The sequence below is a fragment of the Microbacterium sp. NPDC008134 genome (assembly GCF_042957055.1).
Classification (GTDB): Bacteria; Actinomycetota; Actinomycetes; order Actinomycetales; family Microbacteriaceae; genus Microbacterium.
Genome location: NZ_JBIBHO010000005.1, coordinates 66,353 through 80,702, shown reverse-complemented (window position 1 = coordinate 80,702; position 14,350 = coordinate 66,353). Strand labels below are relative to the sequence as shown.

The 14,350-nt window shown below is 68.9% G+C and carries 14 protein-coding genes; 8 read left to right on the top strand and 6 right to left on the bottom strand.

The annotated features are described in order from the left end of the window. Position 1: 1 nt before the first annotated feature. On the bottom strand, positions 2–424 hold the full coding sequence (locus tag ACFY9N_RS17025) for a hypothetical protein (protein ID WP_391480118.1): 423 nt from the start codon (positions 422–424) through the stop codon (positions 2–4). Beyond that, on the bottom strand, positions 405–560 hold the full coding sequence (locus ACFY9N_RS17020; protein WP_391480116.1) for a hypothetical protein: 156 nt from the start codon (positions 558–560) through the stop codon (positions 405–407). The genes ACFY9N_RS17025 and ACFY9N_RS17020 overlap by 20 nt, the downstream gene beginning before the upstream one ends. Positions 561–785: 225 nt before the next feature. Between ACFY9N_RS17020 and ACFY9N_RS17015 the strand changes: the two genes are divergently transcribed. Together ACFY9N_RS17015 and ACFY9N_RS17010 are read left to right on the top strand one after the other, a co-directional pair. Beyond that, on the top strand, positions 786–1,832 hold the full coding sequence (locus ACFY9N_RS17015; RefSeq protein WP_391480115.1) for an NAD(P)-dependent alcohol dehydrogenase: 1,047 nt from the start codon (positions 786–788) through the stop codon (positions 1,830–1,832). A 113-nt stretch (positions 1,833–1,945) separates the two neighbouring features. Further along, positions 1,946–3,082, top strand: coding sequence for a DUF4232 domain-containing protein (locus ACFY9N_RS17010; RefSeq protein WP_391480114.1), 1,137 nt, complete (start codon positions 1,946–1,948; stop codon positions 3,080–3,082). 37 nt (positions 3,083–3,119) lie between these two features. Here the strand turns inward: ACFY9N_RS17010 and ACFY9N_RS17005 are convergent, their stop codons facing one another. Both ACFY9N_RS17005 and ACFY9N_RS17000 read right to left on the bottom strand, forming a co-directional pair. Then, positions 3,120–3,545: a hypothetical protein gene (locus tag ACFY9N_RS17005; RefSeq protein WP_391480112.1), complete on the bottom strand. Its 426-nt coding sequence runs from the start codon at positions 3,543–3,545 to the stop codon at positions 3,120–3,122. A 31-nt stretch (positions 3,546–3,576) separates the two neighbouring features. Beyond that, positions 3,577–4,965, bottom strand: a complete 1,389-nt coding sequence (locus ACFY9N_RS17000; protein WP_391480111.1) for a PucR family transcriptional regulator — start codon at positions 4,963–4,965, stop codon at positions 3,577–3,579. A gap of 115 nt (positions 4,966–5,080) precedes the next feature. On the opposite strand from ACFY9N_RS17000, the gene ACFY9N_RS16995 reads away from it, so the two are divergent. Beyond that, on the top strand, positions 5,081–6,178 hold the full coding sequence (locus tag ACFY9N_RS16995) for an alcohol dehydrogenase catalytic domain-containing protein (protein ID WP_391480109.1): 1,098 nt from the start codon (positions 5,081–5,083) through the stop codon (positions 6,176–6,178). 115 nt (positions 6,179–6,293) lie between these two features. Beyond that, positions 6,294–7,667 (top strand): APC family permease, encoded by a 1,374-nt coding sequence (locus tag ACFY9N_RS16990; RefSeq protein ID WP_391480167.1) that lies wholly within the window; start codon positions 6,294–6,296, stop codon positions 7,665–7,667. 64 nt (positions 7,668–7,731) lie between these two features. Here ACFY9N_RS16990 and ACFY9N_RS16985 read toward each other — a convergent pair whose 3' ends face one another. Continuing rightward, a complete protein-coding gene (locus ACFY9N_RS16985; RefSeq protein ID WP_391480107.1) occupies positions 7,732–8,673 on the bottom strand; it encodes a LysR family transcriptional regulator in 942 nt (313 codons plus the stop codon). Between the two features lie 101 nt (positions 8,674–8,774). Between ACFY9N_RS16985 and ACFY9N_RS16980 the strand changes: the two genes are divergently transcribed. The 3 genes from ACFY9N_RS16980 (at position 8,775) to ACFY9N_RS16970 (ending at position 11,681) form a co-directional block, all read left to right on the top strand. Then, positions 8,775–9,767, top strand: a complete 993-nt coding sequence (locus ACFY9N_RS16980; protein WP_391480106.1) for a putative oxygenase MesX — start codon at positions 8,775–8,777, stop codon at positions 9,765–9,767. Positions 9,768–9,787: 20 nt separating this feature from the next. Further along, positions 9,788–10,822: a methionine synthase gene (locus tag ACFY9N_RS16975; RefSeq protein WP_391480104.1), complete on the top strand. Its 1,035-nt coding sequence runs from the start codon at positions 9,788–9,790 to the stop codon at positions 10,820–10,822. Positions 10,823–10,919: 97 nt separating this feature from the next. Next, positions 10,920–11,681, top strand: coding sequence for an SDR family NAD(P)-dependent oxidoreductase (locus ACFY9N_RS16970; RefSeq protein ID WP_391480102.1), 762 nt, complete (start codon positions 10,920–10,922; stop codon positions 11,679–11,681). 18 nt (positions 11,682–11,699) lie between these two features. Here ACFY9N_RS16970 and ACFY9N_RS16965 read toward each other — a convergent pair whose 3' ends face one another. After that, complete coding sequence (locus tag ACFY9N_RS16965) at positions 11,700–12,617, bottom strand: DUF2510 domain-containing protein (protein WP_391480101.1); 918 nt, start codon at positions 12,615–12,617, stop codon at positions 11,700–11,702. A gap of 336 nt (positions 12,618–12,953) precedes the next feature. Here ACFY9N_RS16965 and ACFY9N_RS16960 point away from each other — a divergent pair, with 336 nt between their 5' ends. After that, entirely contained in the window at positions 12,954–14,306 is a 1,353-nt protein-coding gene (locus tag ACFY9N_RS16960; protein WP_391480100.1) for an MFS transporter, read from the top strand. The last annotated feature ends 44 nt before the right edge of the window (positions 14,307–14,350 follow it).

Genomic DNA, 14,350 nt, shown 5'->3' with positions numbered 1-14,350 from the left:
CTCACATCGAGACGCTCACCCTTCTACTGAGCGTCGAACCGTGTTCGAGATGTTCCTCGATCCGGCGTTGCAGGATCAGGTCGGTGTCTTCGTGGTCGACCGCCGGCGAGCCGGATCCACCCGAGATGCTGACGGGTCCGCTCGCGCTCAGCGTGAAATCGGATGCCGAGGCCAGTGGACACCCGGCTCGGGTCGGATCGACGACCTCCTTGACAAGCGTCGGGTGCGGCAGATCGCCGCCGTTCGTGATCTGGTACGTGGTCACGTCGCCGTCGCAGTTCCACGAGAAGAACGCGTAGCCGTCCACGCCACCGCTCTCGTAGATGCGGTAGGTGCCAGCGGGATCAGCCGCGACTGCACGCCGTTGAGTCCGTCGCCCGTGAAGGTCTCGCCGGTGGCAACGTTCACGGCGTGCATCGTCCACAGCGTGCGGCCTCCGAGACTAGCTCCCGTGCGAGGCTCTCGATCGCCTTGAACAGCGACAGCCCGGCGGCGGGGTCGGCGGCCATCGCCGGCAGTGCTCCCGCGATCCCCACGGCTCCGATGAACAACAGAGCCACTGCACCGATCCGTGATCTTCTTCGCAACGCAGGCCCACCCTCGTATGCGAGTGCGGAATGCCACCCGCGCTTTTCCCCGTATCCGCCGACGCGACCGCCCGGCATGAGCCGGAGAGAGCGCGCCCGTGTCGCCACTCGCCGGGCGGACAATAGAAGGGACGCTTTCGAGAGCCCCCGCCTCCGCACCGCGCGGCAGACCTCTCGGATGTCAGAAAGAAGATGTTCATGAAAGCTCTCCGCTACGTCGAGATCGGCAAGCCCCCGGTGGTCGTCGACATTCCGATTCCGAAGCCCGGCCCCGGCCAGGTGCTGCTCAAGATCACTGCGGGCGGCGTCTGCCACTCCGACGACTACGTCATGGGTCTGCCCGAGAAGGACTACCTCGAGCAGGGGTATCCGCTGCCGTTGACTCTCGGTCACGAGGGTGCCGGCGTCGTGCACGAGATCGGTGAGGGCGTCGACTCGACGCTCAAGGTCGGGGATGCCGTGGCCGTCTACGGTCCGTGGGGCTGCGGACGCTGCCACAACTGCTCGATGGGCAAGGAGAACTACTGCACGAATGCTGCGGCCGAAGGCATCCGCCCTCCCGGTCTCGGCAGCCAGGGGTCGATGGCCGAGTACATGATCGTCGATGACGCCCGCCACCTCGTGCCGCTGGGTGACCTCGACCCGATCCAGAACGTCTCGCTGACGGATGCCGGCCTCACCCCGTATCACGCGATCAAGAACTCGCTCCCGAAGCTCGGCGCCGGCACCTTCGCCGTCGTGATCGGCACGGGCGGGCTCGGGCACGTCGGCATCCAGATCCTCAAGTCGATCTCGGGCGCCACCGTCATCGCGCTCGACGTGAACGACGAGAAGCTGCGCCTCGCCACCGAGGTGGGTGCGGATCACGTGCTGATCAGCGACGCCTCCGCCGCCGACAAGATCCGCGAGATCACCGGCGGGCTCGGCGCGAACGCCGTGTTCGACTTCGTCGGAGCGAACCCGACGATCGCCCTGGCGCAGAGCGTCGCCGCCCTCGAGGCCGACATCACCATCGTCGGCATCGGCGGCGGGAACATGACCCTCGGCTTCGGCTCGATCGCCTATGACGCCGCCGTGCGCGTGCCGTACTGGGGCTCGCGCTCCGAGCTGATCGAGGTGCTGGACCTCGCCCGTGCCGGCAAGATCCACGTCCAGACCGAGTCCTACTCGCTCGACGACGGCCCGAGGGCCTACGAGGACCTCGCGTCGAACAGCATCCGGGGTCGCGCGGTCATCGTTCCCTGACGTCGCGCACGCTCGCACCTGAACGCCCGGGAGAGTCACCTCCCGGCGTTCCGCATCTCCCCGATAGGGTCGGAAGCATCCGCGATCGGGCGGAGATCTCCGGGGGGAATGCGATGTCACGACGTGCTCTGATCGCCGGCGGCGTGCTCGCCGCACTCTGGGTGCTCTGCGGCTGGTTGCCGTACGCGCTGTATGCGGCCGGCGGGAGCCTCGCCACGATGTCGCAGCTCATCCCGTCGCCGATGCAGCGCGGCGTGTTCGGCAGCCCGGTCGCCTGGGCGGTGATCGTGCAGGTGCTCATGGTCATCGTGCTCGTCGCCGGCTTCGCGGCGCTCGCCCCGCGTCTCGCGACGGGCCGGGCATCCTTCGTGCCGGGATGGCTCACCACGATCCTGCTCGCCTTCGCGGTCGGCGCCGTGATCGACCTCGGCAGCTTCGTCTCGTGGGTCGGAGCTTTCGGCATCCGCGGAGCCATCGGAACGATGGGGGCGGCCGCACTGACGGCGTACTGGGCGGTGCTGGTCGGCTGGGTCCCGGCGCTGGTCTTCGCACGCGTAGGGCGGAGTGAGCGATCGGATGCTGCGCCGCCGCGGCCCCGTCGTCGGCTGAGCGCCCGAGCCGCGATCATCCCGGCGATCGCCGGCATCGCCCTGCTCGTCCTGCCGTTCGCGGCCCAGGCCGGACATGACGCGACCCAGGCGCAACTGCGCGAGGAGCAGATGCAGGCGCAGGCGGATGCCGACCCCTCGGGAGCAGCGGCTCCGGATGCGTCGGCACCCGGCGAGCCGGTGCCGACGTCGGCGCGTGCCGAGGGCCCGCTTCCCGCCGATGCATGCACGACGGACAACACGACGATCGCCGCTCCGGCTCCCGATGGAGCGACGGGGCACCGCGGCCAATCCCTGCAGCTCATCAACGTCTCGGAGGAGGCGTGCGTGGTCGACGGGTATCCGGATGTCGCCTACGGCGATCAGAACGATCACCTCCTCGACGTGACGGTCGAGCACGGCCGCTCCTTCATGGCCGAGGACCCGGGGCCTGCGCCGATCACGCTGCAACCGGGGGAGTCGGCCTCGGCCGTGATCGGCTGGGATGCGAACTCCGAGCACGGTCAGCTCGCGGCCCGCAGCCTCTGGATCGCCGTGGCGCCCGGCGAGCGGCGGCTGTCGTGGGACCTCCCGCTCGACATCATCGCCGGTTCGACCGTGAGCATCACGGCCTGGCAGCCGCAGGTGCTGCCGGAAGGCTGACGCGATCGCGGGGGAGCGGTGTCGAGCGGCGCCCCGGTCAGCGCGTGCGCGTGCGTCGAAGGAACGGCTGCGGCCATGCCCCCAGGGCGAGCACGGCGACCGTCGTCTGCAGAAGACCGGTGGCGAAGAAGATCCCGTGCAGCGGCGACCACTGCATCAGGATCGCGACCTGCACGACGATCCAAGTCATGAGCGTGAGACCGGCCGCCGCCTGCAGTCCCCACGCGAGCGCGTAACCGCGGAGCTGGAGGACGAGGGCGAGGGTCTGGGTTCCGCCCACGATGACGGCGAGGGCGACGGCCGGCCACAGGTACGAGTCGAAGATCGTGCCGTCGAGCCACTCCTGCGGCAGGCCCATGCCGCCGCCGACCGTGAGGCCGATCGCTCCGACGACGGCGCCGAGAAGGGTGAACGCGGCGATCGCGAGAAGGAGCGAGCGAAGGAGCACCGGCGGCTGCGTCATGCCTCGACCGTAGCAATGCTGCGCGGCGAGCCTAGTTCCTCGCGCGCAGCGCCAACCATGCTGCGGTGCGGTCGTCGGCGCTCGCCATCGACAGTCCGGTGAGGTGTTCGATGCGCCGAATCCGCGCCGCCAGGGTCTGGCGGTGGACTCCCAGTCGTGCAGCGGCGGCACCCCAGGCTCCGTTCTCGGCGAGGAACGTGTGCAGGGTCTCGACGAGATCGCCGTCGAGAGGGTCGATCAGTGCGGCCAGTGTGCGCGCATCGCCGGGCGCGAGTCTGTCGAGCACGAGATCGACCGTCGGCATCGTGCGATAGTGCACGACGGATCGCCCCTCGGTCGCGGCGACCCGGTGGGCGCGTCGCGCCTCTTCGACGGATCGCGCGAGCACATCCAGCGCGGAAGGAGAGCCCAGGCCCAGGTGCAGGGGCACGGAGAACGCCGTCACGCGATCGGCGATCTCGTCGACGTGCTCGGCGCGGACGAAGCCCGTCACCACTCCCTGCGCGGCGGTGAGCAGGTGCGGGGCGCCGAGGTCTTCGAGCCAGTGGATGACGGCGCGCTCGGCGTCGACGCTCGATGAGCGAGCCGAGAGGGCGAAAGCGGCGAGCGTCCGATCGCGCACGCCCCACTCCCGGGCGAGCGAGGCGGCGTTCGGCCCGCCGTCCTCCAACACGCGCATCATCGTGGCGCGTCCGAGGCGTTCGGTCCGGCTGCCGTCGTGCGTGCGCAGGAGCAGATCGAGCAGCGCAGCCGCCTGCGAACTCAGGTCGCGAGCGCGACTGGTCGAGCCGCTGCGGGCCGTCACCACGAGGAACGCGGACATGTCTTCATCCGTGCCCACCGGATGCACCTGCAGCGCCCGGCTGCGCACGCGGACCGGACGGTTGAACGCCACGGCGACGGCATCCCCGATGTGCAGAGCGCCGGCACCGGCCGATGCGATCGGTTGCGCATCGCGATCGAGCAGCACCGCCCAGCCGTCCAGCCGCCGGGCGAGCTCGGCGACGACGCCGGCGACGCCGCTGCGGCGGGCGGCGAGAGCGAGCACCTTCGTCGCGGCGAGTACCGCGCGATCCTCGGCCGCGGCATCCGTCGCGAGCACCGACTGCAGGGTGGGCAGCACGACGGCCGGGTCGATCGCCGGTTCGATCAGCGCCGTCACCCCGTCGGGCAGCGCCTCGAGCGGACCGGTCACCACGACGACGGCGAGCCGCAGCCGGTCGCCGCGCTCGGGGTCGGCGAGCGCGTGAACGATCTCTTCATGGCCGCCGACGACGAGCGTCGCGAACTGCGGATGCGGGACGACCGCGAAGTCGATCAGGGGCACCGCGCTCGCGACCGTGGCCTTCGGGCCGAGCGGGCCGCCCGCGACGAGCGTCGCGCCGAGGAGTCGAGCGATCGATGCCAGGTCGCGTGCCATGTCCGAAGTATAAGGAATGTCGATACGAATGAGTGATGCTCATCATCTTTGTGAATGACACCGCTCCTTCGCTGTTCCTACGATGAGGCGCGACCACACGAACGAAAGGGGCCCCATGCAGGCCATCGTCTTCCGCGACAGCGACAGCCCGATCGAGCACACCGAGGTACAGCTCGCTGCTCCGTCCGCCGGAGAGGTGCGCGTGAAGATCGCCGCCGCGGGGGTGTGCCACTCCGACCTGCACGTGAAGCGGGGCGAGTGGGCTGCGCCGGCACCGATGGTGATGGGTCATGAGGGCTCGGGCATCGTCACCGAGCTCGGCGAGGGCGTCACCTCGCTCGCCGTCGGTGACCATGTCGTGCTCAGCTGGGTGCCGCCGTGCGGCGAATGCCGCTACTGCCGGTCCGGTCACGAGGCGAGGTGCCAGAAGGTCGCCACGGTCGTCGCGCCGCTCGGCGTGCTGTTCGACGGCACCTCCCGCCTCCGCAAGGATGGCGAGACCGTGCACCACTACCTGGGCGTCTCGTCCTTCGCCGAGGAGGTCGTCGTGCCGGCATCCGGCGCGATCAAGGTGCGCGACGACGCACCGCTCGACGTCATCGCCGTCGTCGGATGCGCGGTCGCGACCGGCGTCGGCGCGGTGATGAACACGGCAGGCGTCGAGCCCGGCGCGCTCGTCGCGGTGATCGGATGCGGCGGCGTCGGCCTGAACGTCATCCAGGGCGCGCGGCTCGCCGGGGCCGAGCGCATCGTCGCGATCGACGTGCGCGAGGACAAGACGCGCCTCGCCGCGCAGTTCGGTGCCACGGATCAGATCGTCGCGCCCGACGGCGATGCCGTGGCACAGCTGCGCGCCCTGCTGCCCGACGGTGTGGACTACGCCTTCGATGCGATCGGTCGCACCGTCACGACCGAGCAGTCCATCGAGATGCTCGGCCTCGGCGGAGCCGCGGTGATCGTGGGGCTTCCCCCGACCGGTGCGCGCGCCTCGTTCGAGCCGCTCGTGCTCGCGGAGGCCGACCAGCGCATCCTCGGCTCCAACTACGGCTCGGTGCGCCCGGCCATCGACATCCCCGCGCTCGTCGACCGGTACATGGACGGCCAACTGATCCTCGACCCGCTCATCTCCTCGCGGCGCCCGCTCGCCGAAGCATCCGAGGCCTTCGAAGAACTCGAGTCCGGCCAGGCGCTTCGTACCCTCCTCATCCCCTGATCCGCCCCTCCCTCTCAACCCGACACCAGGAGAACCCGTGACCACCACCACACCCCAGAGCCCGCCCGGCAGCGCCGCCGGCGCGCCGGTCGACGCCGGCCTGCGCCGCGGCGTCATGAGCGGCCCCGAACTCGCCGCTCAGGCCATCGCCAACATCGCGCCGAGCGCGGTGATCGCCTTCACGGCCGCAGCGATCTTCCTCGGCGCAGGCAACGGCACCATCTACGCCTTCGCGCTCGCCACGATCGTGATCCTCTGCGTGGGCTACTGCGTCGTGGTCTTCGCGCGCAAGCACGCATCGGCAGGCTCGCTCTACACCTACGTCTCGAAGGGCCTCGGCCCGGCGGGCGCCTATCTGGCGGGCGCGACCCTCCTGATCGGATGCTTCGGCATCGCCACCGCCTCCTTGATGGGGTCCGTCTCGTACATGAGCCAGTTCCTGACGCTGCTCGGCATCCCCGCCGGCGGCCCGGGATGGAGCATCGCGCTCGCCATCGTGCTCGGCGGCCTCGCGACGCTGTTCACGATCCGCGGCATCCGACTCTCTGCCCGGGTCTCGCTTGTGCTCGAGCTGCTGTCGGTCGCGATCATCCTCGTGTTGCTGATCTCCGCCCTCGTCTGGGCGGGGCCCGCTGCCTGGAACCCGGCCCAGCTGATCGCCGAGAACTCGTCGTTCCAGGGCATCGCGGCCGGCATGGTGCTCGGCATCCTCGGATTCGTCGGGTTCTCGTCGGCCGATGCGCTCGGTCGTGAGGCGAAGAACCCGTACAAGGCGATCCCGCGCGCCATCATGTGGAGCGCTCTGACAGTCGGCATCCTCTACGTGTTCGCGGCCTACACGCAGATCGCCGTCCTCGGCGACGATTTGGCCACCGCAGCCAGCCCGCTCGAGAGCATGTCGGAGCTCATCGGCATGCCGATGTGGTTCGCTCCGGTGCTGACGTTCGGCGTCGCCGCGTCGTTCTTCGCCGTCGTCGTCGCGCCGCTCAACGTGATCGGTCGCATCGTCTACGTGATGGGCAAGGAGGGCGTGGTGCACGAGCGCTTCGGTCGCACCCACGACCGTCACCTCACCCCGCACCGCGTGCTGCTCGCTGCCGGGGCGCTGGCCGTCGTCGTCGACATCGTGTTCCTGATCGCCGGAGCCGACCCCATGGAGATCCTCGTATGGGTGAACACGTGGGGCACCTACGGCTACATGGTCGCCTACGCGCTCGTCGCGATCGCCTGCGTCGTCTACACGCAGCGCGCCGGCATGCGCAACGGCCTCGTGTGGGTGTGCGCGACGATCGCGGTGGTCACCATGGCCTACGTCTTCTTCGCGAACGTGTTCCCCGTGCCCGCGTTCCCGTTCAACGTGATCCCGTACGTGTTCATCGTGTGCGTGCTCGCCGCGCTCAGCCGCTACTGGTTCCTGAAGGCTCGCCGCCCCGAGGTGATCGCCCGCATCGGCAACACCGAGACCTCGGCGATGGACGGCGTCGGCTGATCGAATCGCCCCCCGCGACGGTGGCCAGAATCTCGGTCGGGGTCCTGGCCATCGTCGTGTCCGGTCAGTCGATCAACTCCACCCCGAAGTCCGAGACCACCGCGCGCAGCTCCTCCAGGTACCGCTGGGCCTGCTCGGTGAGCGGGATGGCGGACTGGCCGATCCAGCCGATCTCGATGCGCTCGTCGACGTCGAGGGGGATCGCGGCGATCTCGGGGTCGAGATCGTCGCTGATGATTCCCGTCGAGATCGTGTAGCCGTCGAGGCCGATCATGAGGTTGAAGATCGTCGCACGATCCGAGACGCGGATCTCCCGCGGGGTCGAGAGGGTCGAGAGGATCTCCTCGGCGAAGTAGAAGGAGTTGTTCGCACCCTGGTCGAAGGTGAGCCGCGGGTACCCCGCGAGGTCGTCGAGGGTCACGCGGGCGCGCGCGGCGAGGGGGTTGGTGCGCGAGATGAAGATGTGCGGGTCGGCGAGGAAGAGCGGGCGGAACGCGAGACCCGAATCGCGCAGCAGCTTGTCGATGACGCTGCGGTTGAAGTCGTTGCGATACAGGATGCCGATCTCGCTGCGGAGCGTGCGAACGTCTTCGATGATGTCCCAGGTGCGCGTCTCGCGCAGCGAGAACTCGTACTCGGCGGCGCCGCTGGACTTCACCATGCGCACGAACGCGTCGATCACGAACGAGTAGTGCTGCGCCGAGACGCCGAGCAGGCGCCGCGACGGCGGGCGACCGAGGTAGCGCTGCTCGAGCAGCTCCACCTGCTCGGTGACCTGCCTGGCGTATCCGAGGAACTCGGCGCCGTCGGCGGTGAGCGTGACGCCGCGTGCGGAGCGCAGGAGCAGGGTTCGCCCGGCCCGCGTCTCGAGATCCTTCATCGCGGCCGACATGGTCGGCTGCGAGACGTAGAGCAGGTCGGCGGCCGCGCTGATCGAGCCCTCCGCGGCGACCTCGACGAAGTAGTGGAGTTGTTGCAGCGTGATGCCACTGGATGCGTGAGCCATAGGGAGAGCCTATATGGATGCATAGGCTTGACGAGTTACCTGATAACTCGGGTCTGGCGGCACGATGGATGCACCCCGATCATCCAGCAGATGGGCCGCTCATGGCGAACGACTTCACGTTCCACATCACCACCACGCGTTTCGACGAGGACTACACGCCCTCGGAGGACTCCCGCATCACCACGAACTTCGCCAACCTCGCGCGCGGCGAGCACCGGCAGCAGAACCTGCGCAACGCGCTCACGATGATCGACCGCCGGTTCAACGACCTCGCGCACTGGGACAATCCCACGCGCGACCGGTACACGCTCGAGCTCGACATCATCTCGGCCGGGCTGGAGTTCGACGCCGACGGCGAGGACAAGCGGTTCCCGCTGCTCGAGGTGCTCGACGTGCAGATCGTCGACCGTCTGACCGGGCGCCGCCACCACGGGATCGTGGGCAACAACTTCTCGTCCTACGTGCGCGACTACGACTTCAGCGTGCTGCTGCCGGCCACAACCGAGGCGGCCGGGACCTTCACGCTGCCCGAGGACTTCGGCGGCCTGCACGGCAAGCTGTTCCGGCGCTTCCTCGCGTCCGAGGCGTACCGCGAGCGCTTCCCGACCTCGCCGGTGATCTGCATCAGCATCTCGACGAGCAAGGAGTACGTCCGCTCCGCGAACCACCATCCGGTGCTCGGCGTCGAGTACCTGCAGCCGGACCACTCGCTGACCGACGAGTACTTCGGGCGGATGGGGCTGCAGGTGCGGTACTTCATGCCTCCCGGAAGCGTGGCACCGCTGGCGTTCTACTTCGAGGGCGACCTGCTGAACGACTACACCAACCTGCAGCTGAGCGGCACCATCGCCACCATGGAGACGTTCCAGAAGATCTACCGTCCGGAGATCTACAACGCGAACTCCGCGGCGGCGAGCGTCTACCGCCCGAGCCTCGGTGCGAACGACTACTCGTCGACGCAGGTCGCGTACGACCGCGAGGAGCGCAGTCGGCTCGCGCTCGCCCAGGGCAAGCACACGGAGGAGCACTTCATGAAGCCGCACGGCGAGCAGCTGGCGCAGTGGGCCGCCGGTGACCCGGTCGCCGCCGCGTGAACCCCGGAGCCTCCCCGAACATGAGCACTATTCTCCCCACCTCGATCGTCGGCAGCCTCCCCAAGCCCTCCTGGCTCGCACAGCCCGAGACCCTCTGGTCGCCCTGGAAGCTCGAGGGCGACGCCCTCGCCGAGGGCAAGCAGGATGCCCTGCGCAGCGCCGTCGTCGAGCAGAGCCGCCGTGGCATCGACATCATCAGCGACGGCGAGCAGACCCGTCAGCACTTCGTCACGACCTTCATCGAGCACCTCAGCGGAGTGGACTTCGACCGTCGCGAGACGGTCCGCATCCGCGATCGCTACGACGCGAGCGTGCCGACCGTGGTCGGTGCCGTGAGCCGCGAGAAGTCGGTGTTCGTCGATGACGCCCGGTTCCTGCGCCAGCAGACCGACCGGCCGATCAAGTGGGCCCTGCCCGGCCCGATGACGATGATCGACACGCTGTCGGACCAGCACTACCGCAGCCGCGAGAAGCTGGCCTGGGAGTTCGCGACGATCCTCAACCAGGAGGCGCGGGAACTCGAGGCCGCCGGCGTCGACGTCATCCAGTTCGACGAGCCCGCGTTCAACGTCTTCTTCGACGAGCTCAAGGACTGGGGCGTCGCGACGCTCGAGCGCGCCGCCGAGGGGCTGCGCGCCGAGACCGTGGTGCATATCTGCTACGGCTACGGCATCAAGGCGAACAACGACTGGAAGGCGACGCTCGGGTCGGAGTGGCGGCAGTACGAGGAGTCGTTCCCGCTGCTGCAGCAGTCGATCATCGACACCGTGTCGCTCGAGCGTGCGAACTCGCACGTGCCGCTCGACCTCATCGAGCTCATCCGTGGCAAGAAGGTCATGCTCGGCGCGATCGACGTGTCGAGCACGACCGTCGAGACGCCGGAACAGGTCGCCGACACCCTGCGCGACGCACTCGCCTTCGTGGATGCCGACAAGCTCGTGCCCAGCACGAACTGCGGCATGGCCCCCCTGCCCCGCGGCGTCGCCCTCGCGAAGCTCAGTGCGCTGAGCGCCGGCGCGGCACTGCTGCGGAGCGAACTCTCCCCGACTCCGTGACGTCGCGCGTGGCTCCCACGGTGGCCGCGCAGGGAATACGGCGTGCGCCCGCGGGTTGCCCTCAAGGAACGGTTCGCTAGAGGAAGCAGGGTCAATCGTGCAGCTCGACGGGAAGATCGCCATCGTCACAGGCGGAGGGAAGGGGATCGGGCGCGGCATCGTCGAACGGTTCCTGGCCGAGGGTGCCCAGGTGGTCATCGCGCAGCGATCGGCTGTCGACGAGGAACTCTCGGGTCGCGACGATGTGCTCGCCCTCCAGATCGATCTGACCGATGTCGAGTCCCTCTCGACGGTCGTCGATCGTGCCGTCGAACGCTTCGGAGGCATCGACGTCGTGGTCAACAACGCCGGGATGATGTTCGAGCACTCGCTCGACGAGCTCTCGATGGAGGAGTGGTCACAGCTGATGACCCTCAACGTCACGGCGCCCGTCTTCCTGGTGAAGGCGGCGCTGCCGTACCTGCGCCGCAGTCGCCGTGCCGCCGTCATCAACATCGGGTCTACCGAGGGGCTCGGCGCCAATCCCGGACACGTGGCCTACTCCGCGTCGAAGGGCGCCATCCACGGGTTGACGCGAGCGATGGCCGTGGACCTCGGCGCCGACGGCATCCGTGCGAACACCATCGCGCCCGGATGGATCTCGTCGGATCTCAGCGACGAGTACCTTGCGTCCCTCGGCGACGCCGAGGTCGTCGAGGCGCGTCTACGGGCGCTGCACCCGATCGGCCGCATCGGGCGTGCGGAAGACATCGGCGACGTCGCGGTGTTCCTCGCCGGCGACCACGCGGGGTTCCTCACCGGGGAGACGATCGTGGTCGACGGCGGCCGCACGATAAAGCTGTCGAATCCCGCGACGTGAGCCGCGGCTGAGAGCGCGTCAGATGCGGGGCGGCTCGCTCGGAAGCAGGAGCTGGCGGCTCTGGTATCGCACGATCGCGAGGAAGGCGACTCCGAGGCCCGCGAACACGACACCACTCACGGCCACCACCCATCCCATGATCGTCGACACGTAGTCGGCGGGGTTGTTCGCCCCGATGGCGATGAAGACGATCCCGACGATCACCGTGAGCGCCGAGAACGCGAACACGCCGATCGCCACGCCGCGCAGCGTGCGCAGCGACTGCCCGGCGTGGAAGGTGGGGCGGATGCCGAACTTCGTGTTCGTGTACTGCGCCCACCGCGCGCCCGTCCACCAGCGGCTCGCCGCCGCGGAGACCGGGTACCAGCCGGGTGCGGGGCTGCCGGGCGCAGCGGCATCCTGCTCGCCGGGCAAGGGGCGGAAGATATCCAGGGTGAGCGGGGCGGCGGTCGGCGCAGGGATGCGCAGCACCGCTGCCGTCTGGATCGCGATCCCGAACCAGAGCGCCGCGAGCAGCAGCGTCGGGAAACCCGCGAACGACACGGTGGACGACATGATGCCGAGTGACAGTTGCAGGGCGCCGAGTGCGGCGAAGATGCCGGCGATCGCCCAGGCGAGGCCGACCTGCTCGGTCGCGGCCCAGTCGGTTCCCGGGGTCCCGTCCTTCTTCGTGCGCAGTGCGGTCCACTTGCGGCCGTCCCACCAGCGGGCCGGGCCCGCGGGGGTGACGTACCAGCCGGGGACGGGACCGGTCGCGGCCGTCGGTGCGGATGCCGCGTGCGGTGCGGATGCCGCGAGCGGTGCGGGTGCCGCGAGCGGTGCGGATTCCGCGACCGGCGCCGGAGCATCCGCCTCGTGCGTGGTCCACTGCGCGCCGTCCCACCAGCGCACGCGCCCCGGCGTGCCCGCGTCGTACCATCCCGGTGCTGCACTCATGAAGCGTCCCTCCCCGTCGGCCATAGCGGTTCGAGCGTAGCGCCGATGCGCTCCGACCGGCGTCGACCGACCGGGTCGGCGAGGGGCACGCGGTGGCAAATCACATGGCAAGATAATGACGATCTCATGACGCGCCTCTCGAAAAAGCGCTGTATGACAGCGATCCGGTGGCACATCTGTGGCACATCGCTTGTCTTGCGCGAGACGCCATCCATACAGTCCTCTCAAGCGAGCGAACGCGCCGCCCATGAATCAGCTAGCGGACCCGCGCACCCCCGACCACGGCGCCTGACGCTCGATCGTGGTACCTGTTGAGAGTCCGCCAATGGAGGCGAAATGACGAATACTGCACTTCCCAAGAAGACGCCCGCGAAGGCGGCCATCGCCTCCTGGGTCGGCACGACCCTGGAGTACTACGACTTCGCCGTCTACGGCACGGCCGCGGCGCTCGTGCTCAATCAGCTGTTCTTCCCGCCCGAGCTTCCCGAAGGCATCCGTGTGCTGCTCAGCATGATGACGCTCGCGGTCGGCTACGTGGTGCGTCCGCTCGGCGCCTTCATCCTCGGACCGCTCGGCGACCGCTTCGGTCGCAAGTTCGTCATGATGCTGACCCTGTTCGGCATCGGCATCTGCACCTTCATCATCGGCTGCCTGCCGACCTTCGAGCAGATCGGCATCCTCGCCCCGATCCTCCTGGTCGTCATCCGCATCATCCAGGGCCTGTCGGTCTCGGGTGAGCAGGCGAGCGCGATCTCGATGAGCCTCGAGCACGCCGCCGACAACCGTCGCGGCTTCACGACGAGCTTCGTGACGAGCGGTTCCGCCTCGGGCGGTCTGCTCGCGACCGCGGTCTTCATCCCCTTCGCGGCGCTGCCGACCGAAGACCTCCTCGGCTGGGCCTGGCGCATCCCGTTCTGGCTCTCGGCCGTCGTCGTGGTCGTCGCGTACCTCATCCGCCGCAACCTCGAGGAGCCGCCGTCGTTCGTCGAGACGCAGGCCATCAAGGCCCAGCTGCCCCCGATCAAGCAGGTGCTGCGCTTCCACTGGCGCACGATCATCCGCGTCGCCGCCTGCGCCATGATCGCCGGTGTCAGCTACCTGTTCGCCACGTTCTCGGTCGCCTTCGCGACCACCGGATACGGCCTCGACAAGTCGACGATGCTCTGGGTTCCCGTGCTCGCCAGCCTGCTCGCGCTCCTCTACACGCCGTTCGCCGGGTACATCTCCGACCTCGTTGGTCGCAAGACGGTCTTCATCATCGGGGCCGTCGGTGCGGGTGTCACGACCATGCCGTACCTGTGGGCGATCACCGAGGGCAACTGGCCGCTGATCTTCACGCTCGGCATCCTCTGCAACGGCTTCTTCTACTCGACGGCCAATGCCGCGTGGCCCGCGTTCTTCGCCGAGATGTTCCCCAACCGCGTCCGCGTCTCGGGTCTCGCGGTCGGCACGCAGATCGGCTTCGCGATCGCCGGTGCCATCGGCCCGGTCGCCTCGACGGCGCTCGCGGGTGACGACCTGCAGAACTGGTTCGGCCCGGCCCTGCTCGGCCTCGGCCTCATGGCGATCGCCGTGATCGCGGCCCTCACCGCGAAGGAGACCCGTCGCTACTCGCTCGACGAGGTTGACGAGGTGCAGCAGACCCAGAAGGAGAAGGACGCGGTGACCGCGTCGATCCTCGTCCCCTGAGGACGGATGCCGTAGACGAAGGGCCCGGATGCTTCGGCATCCGG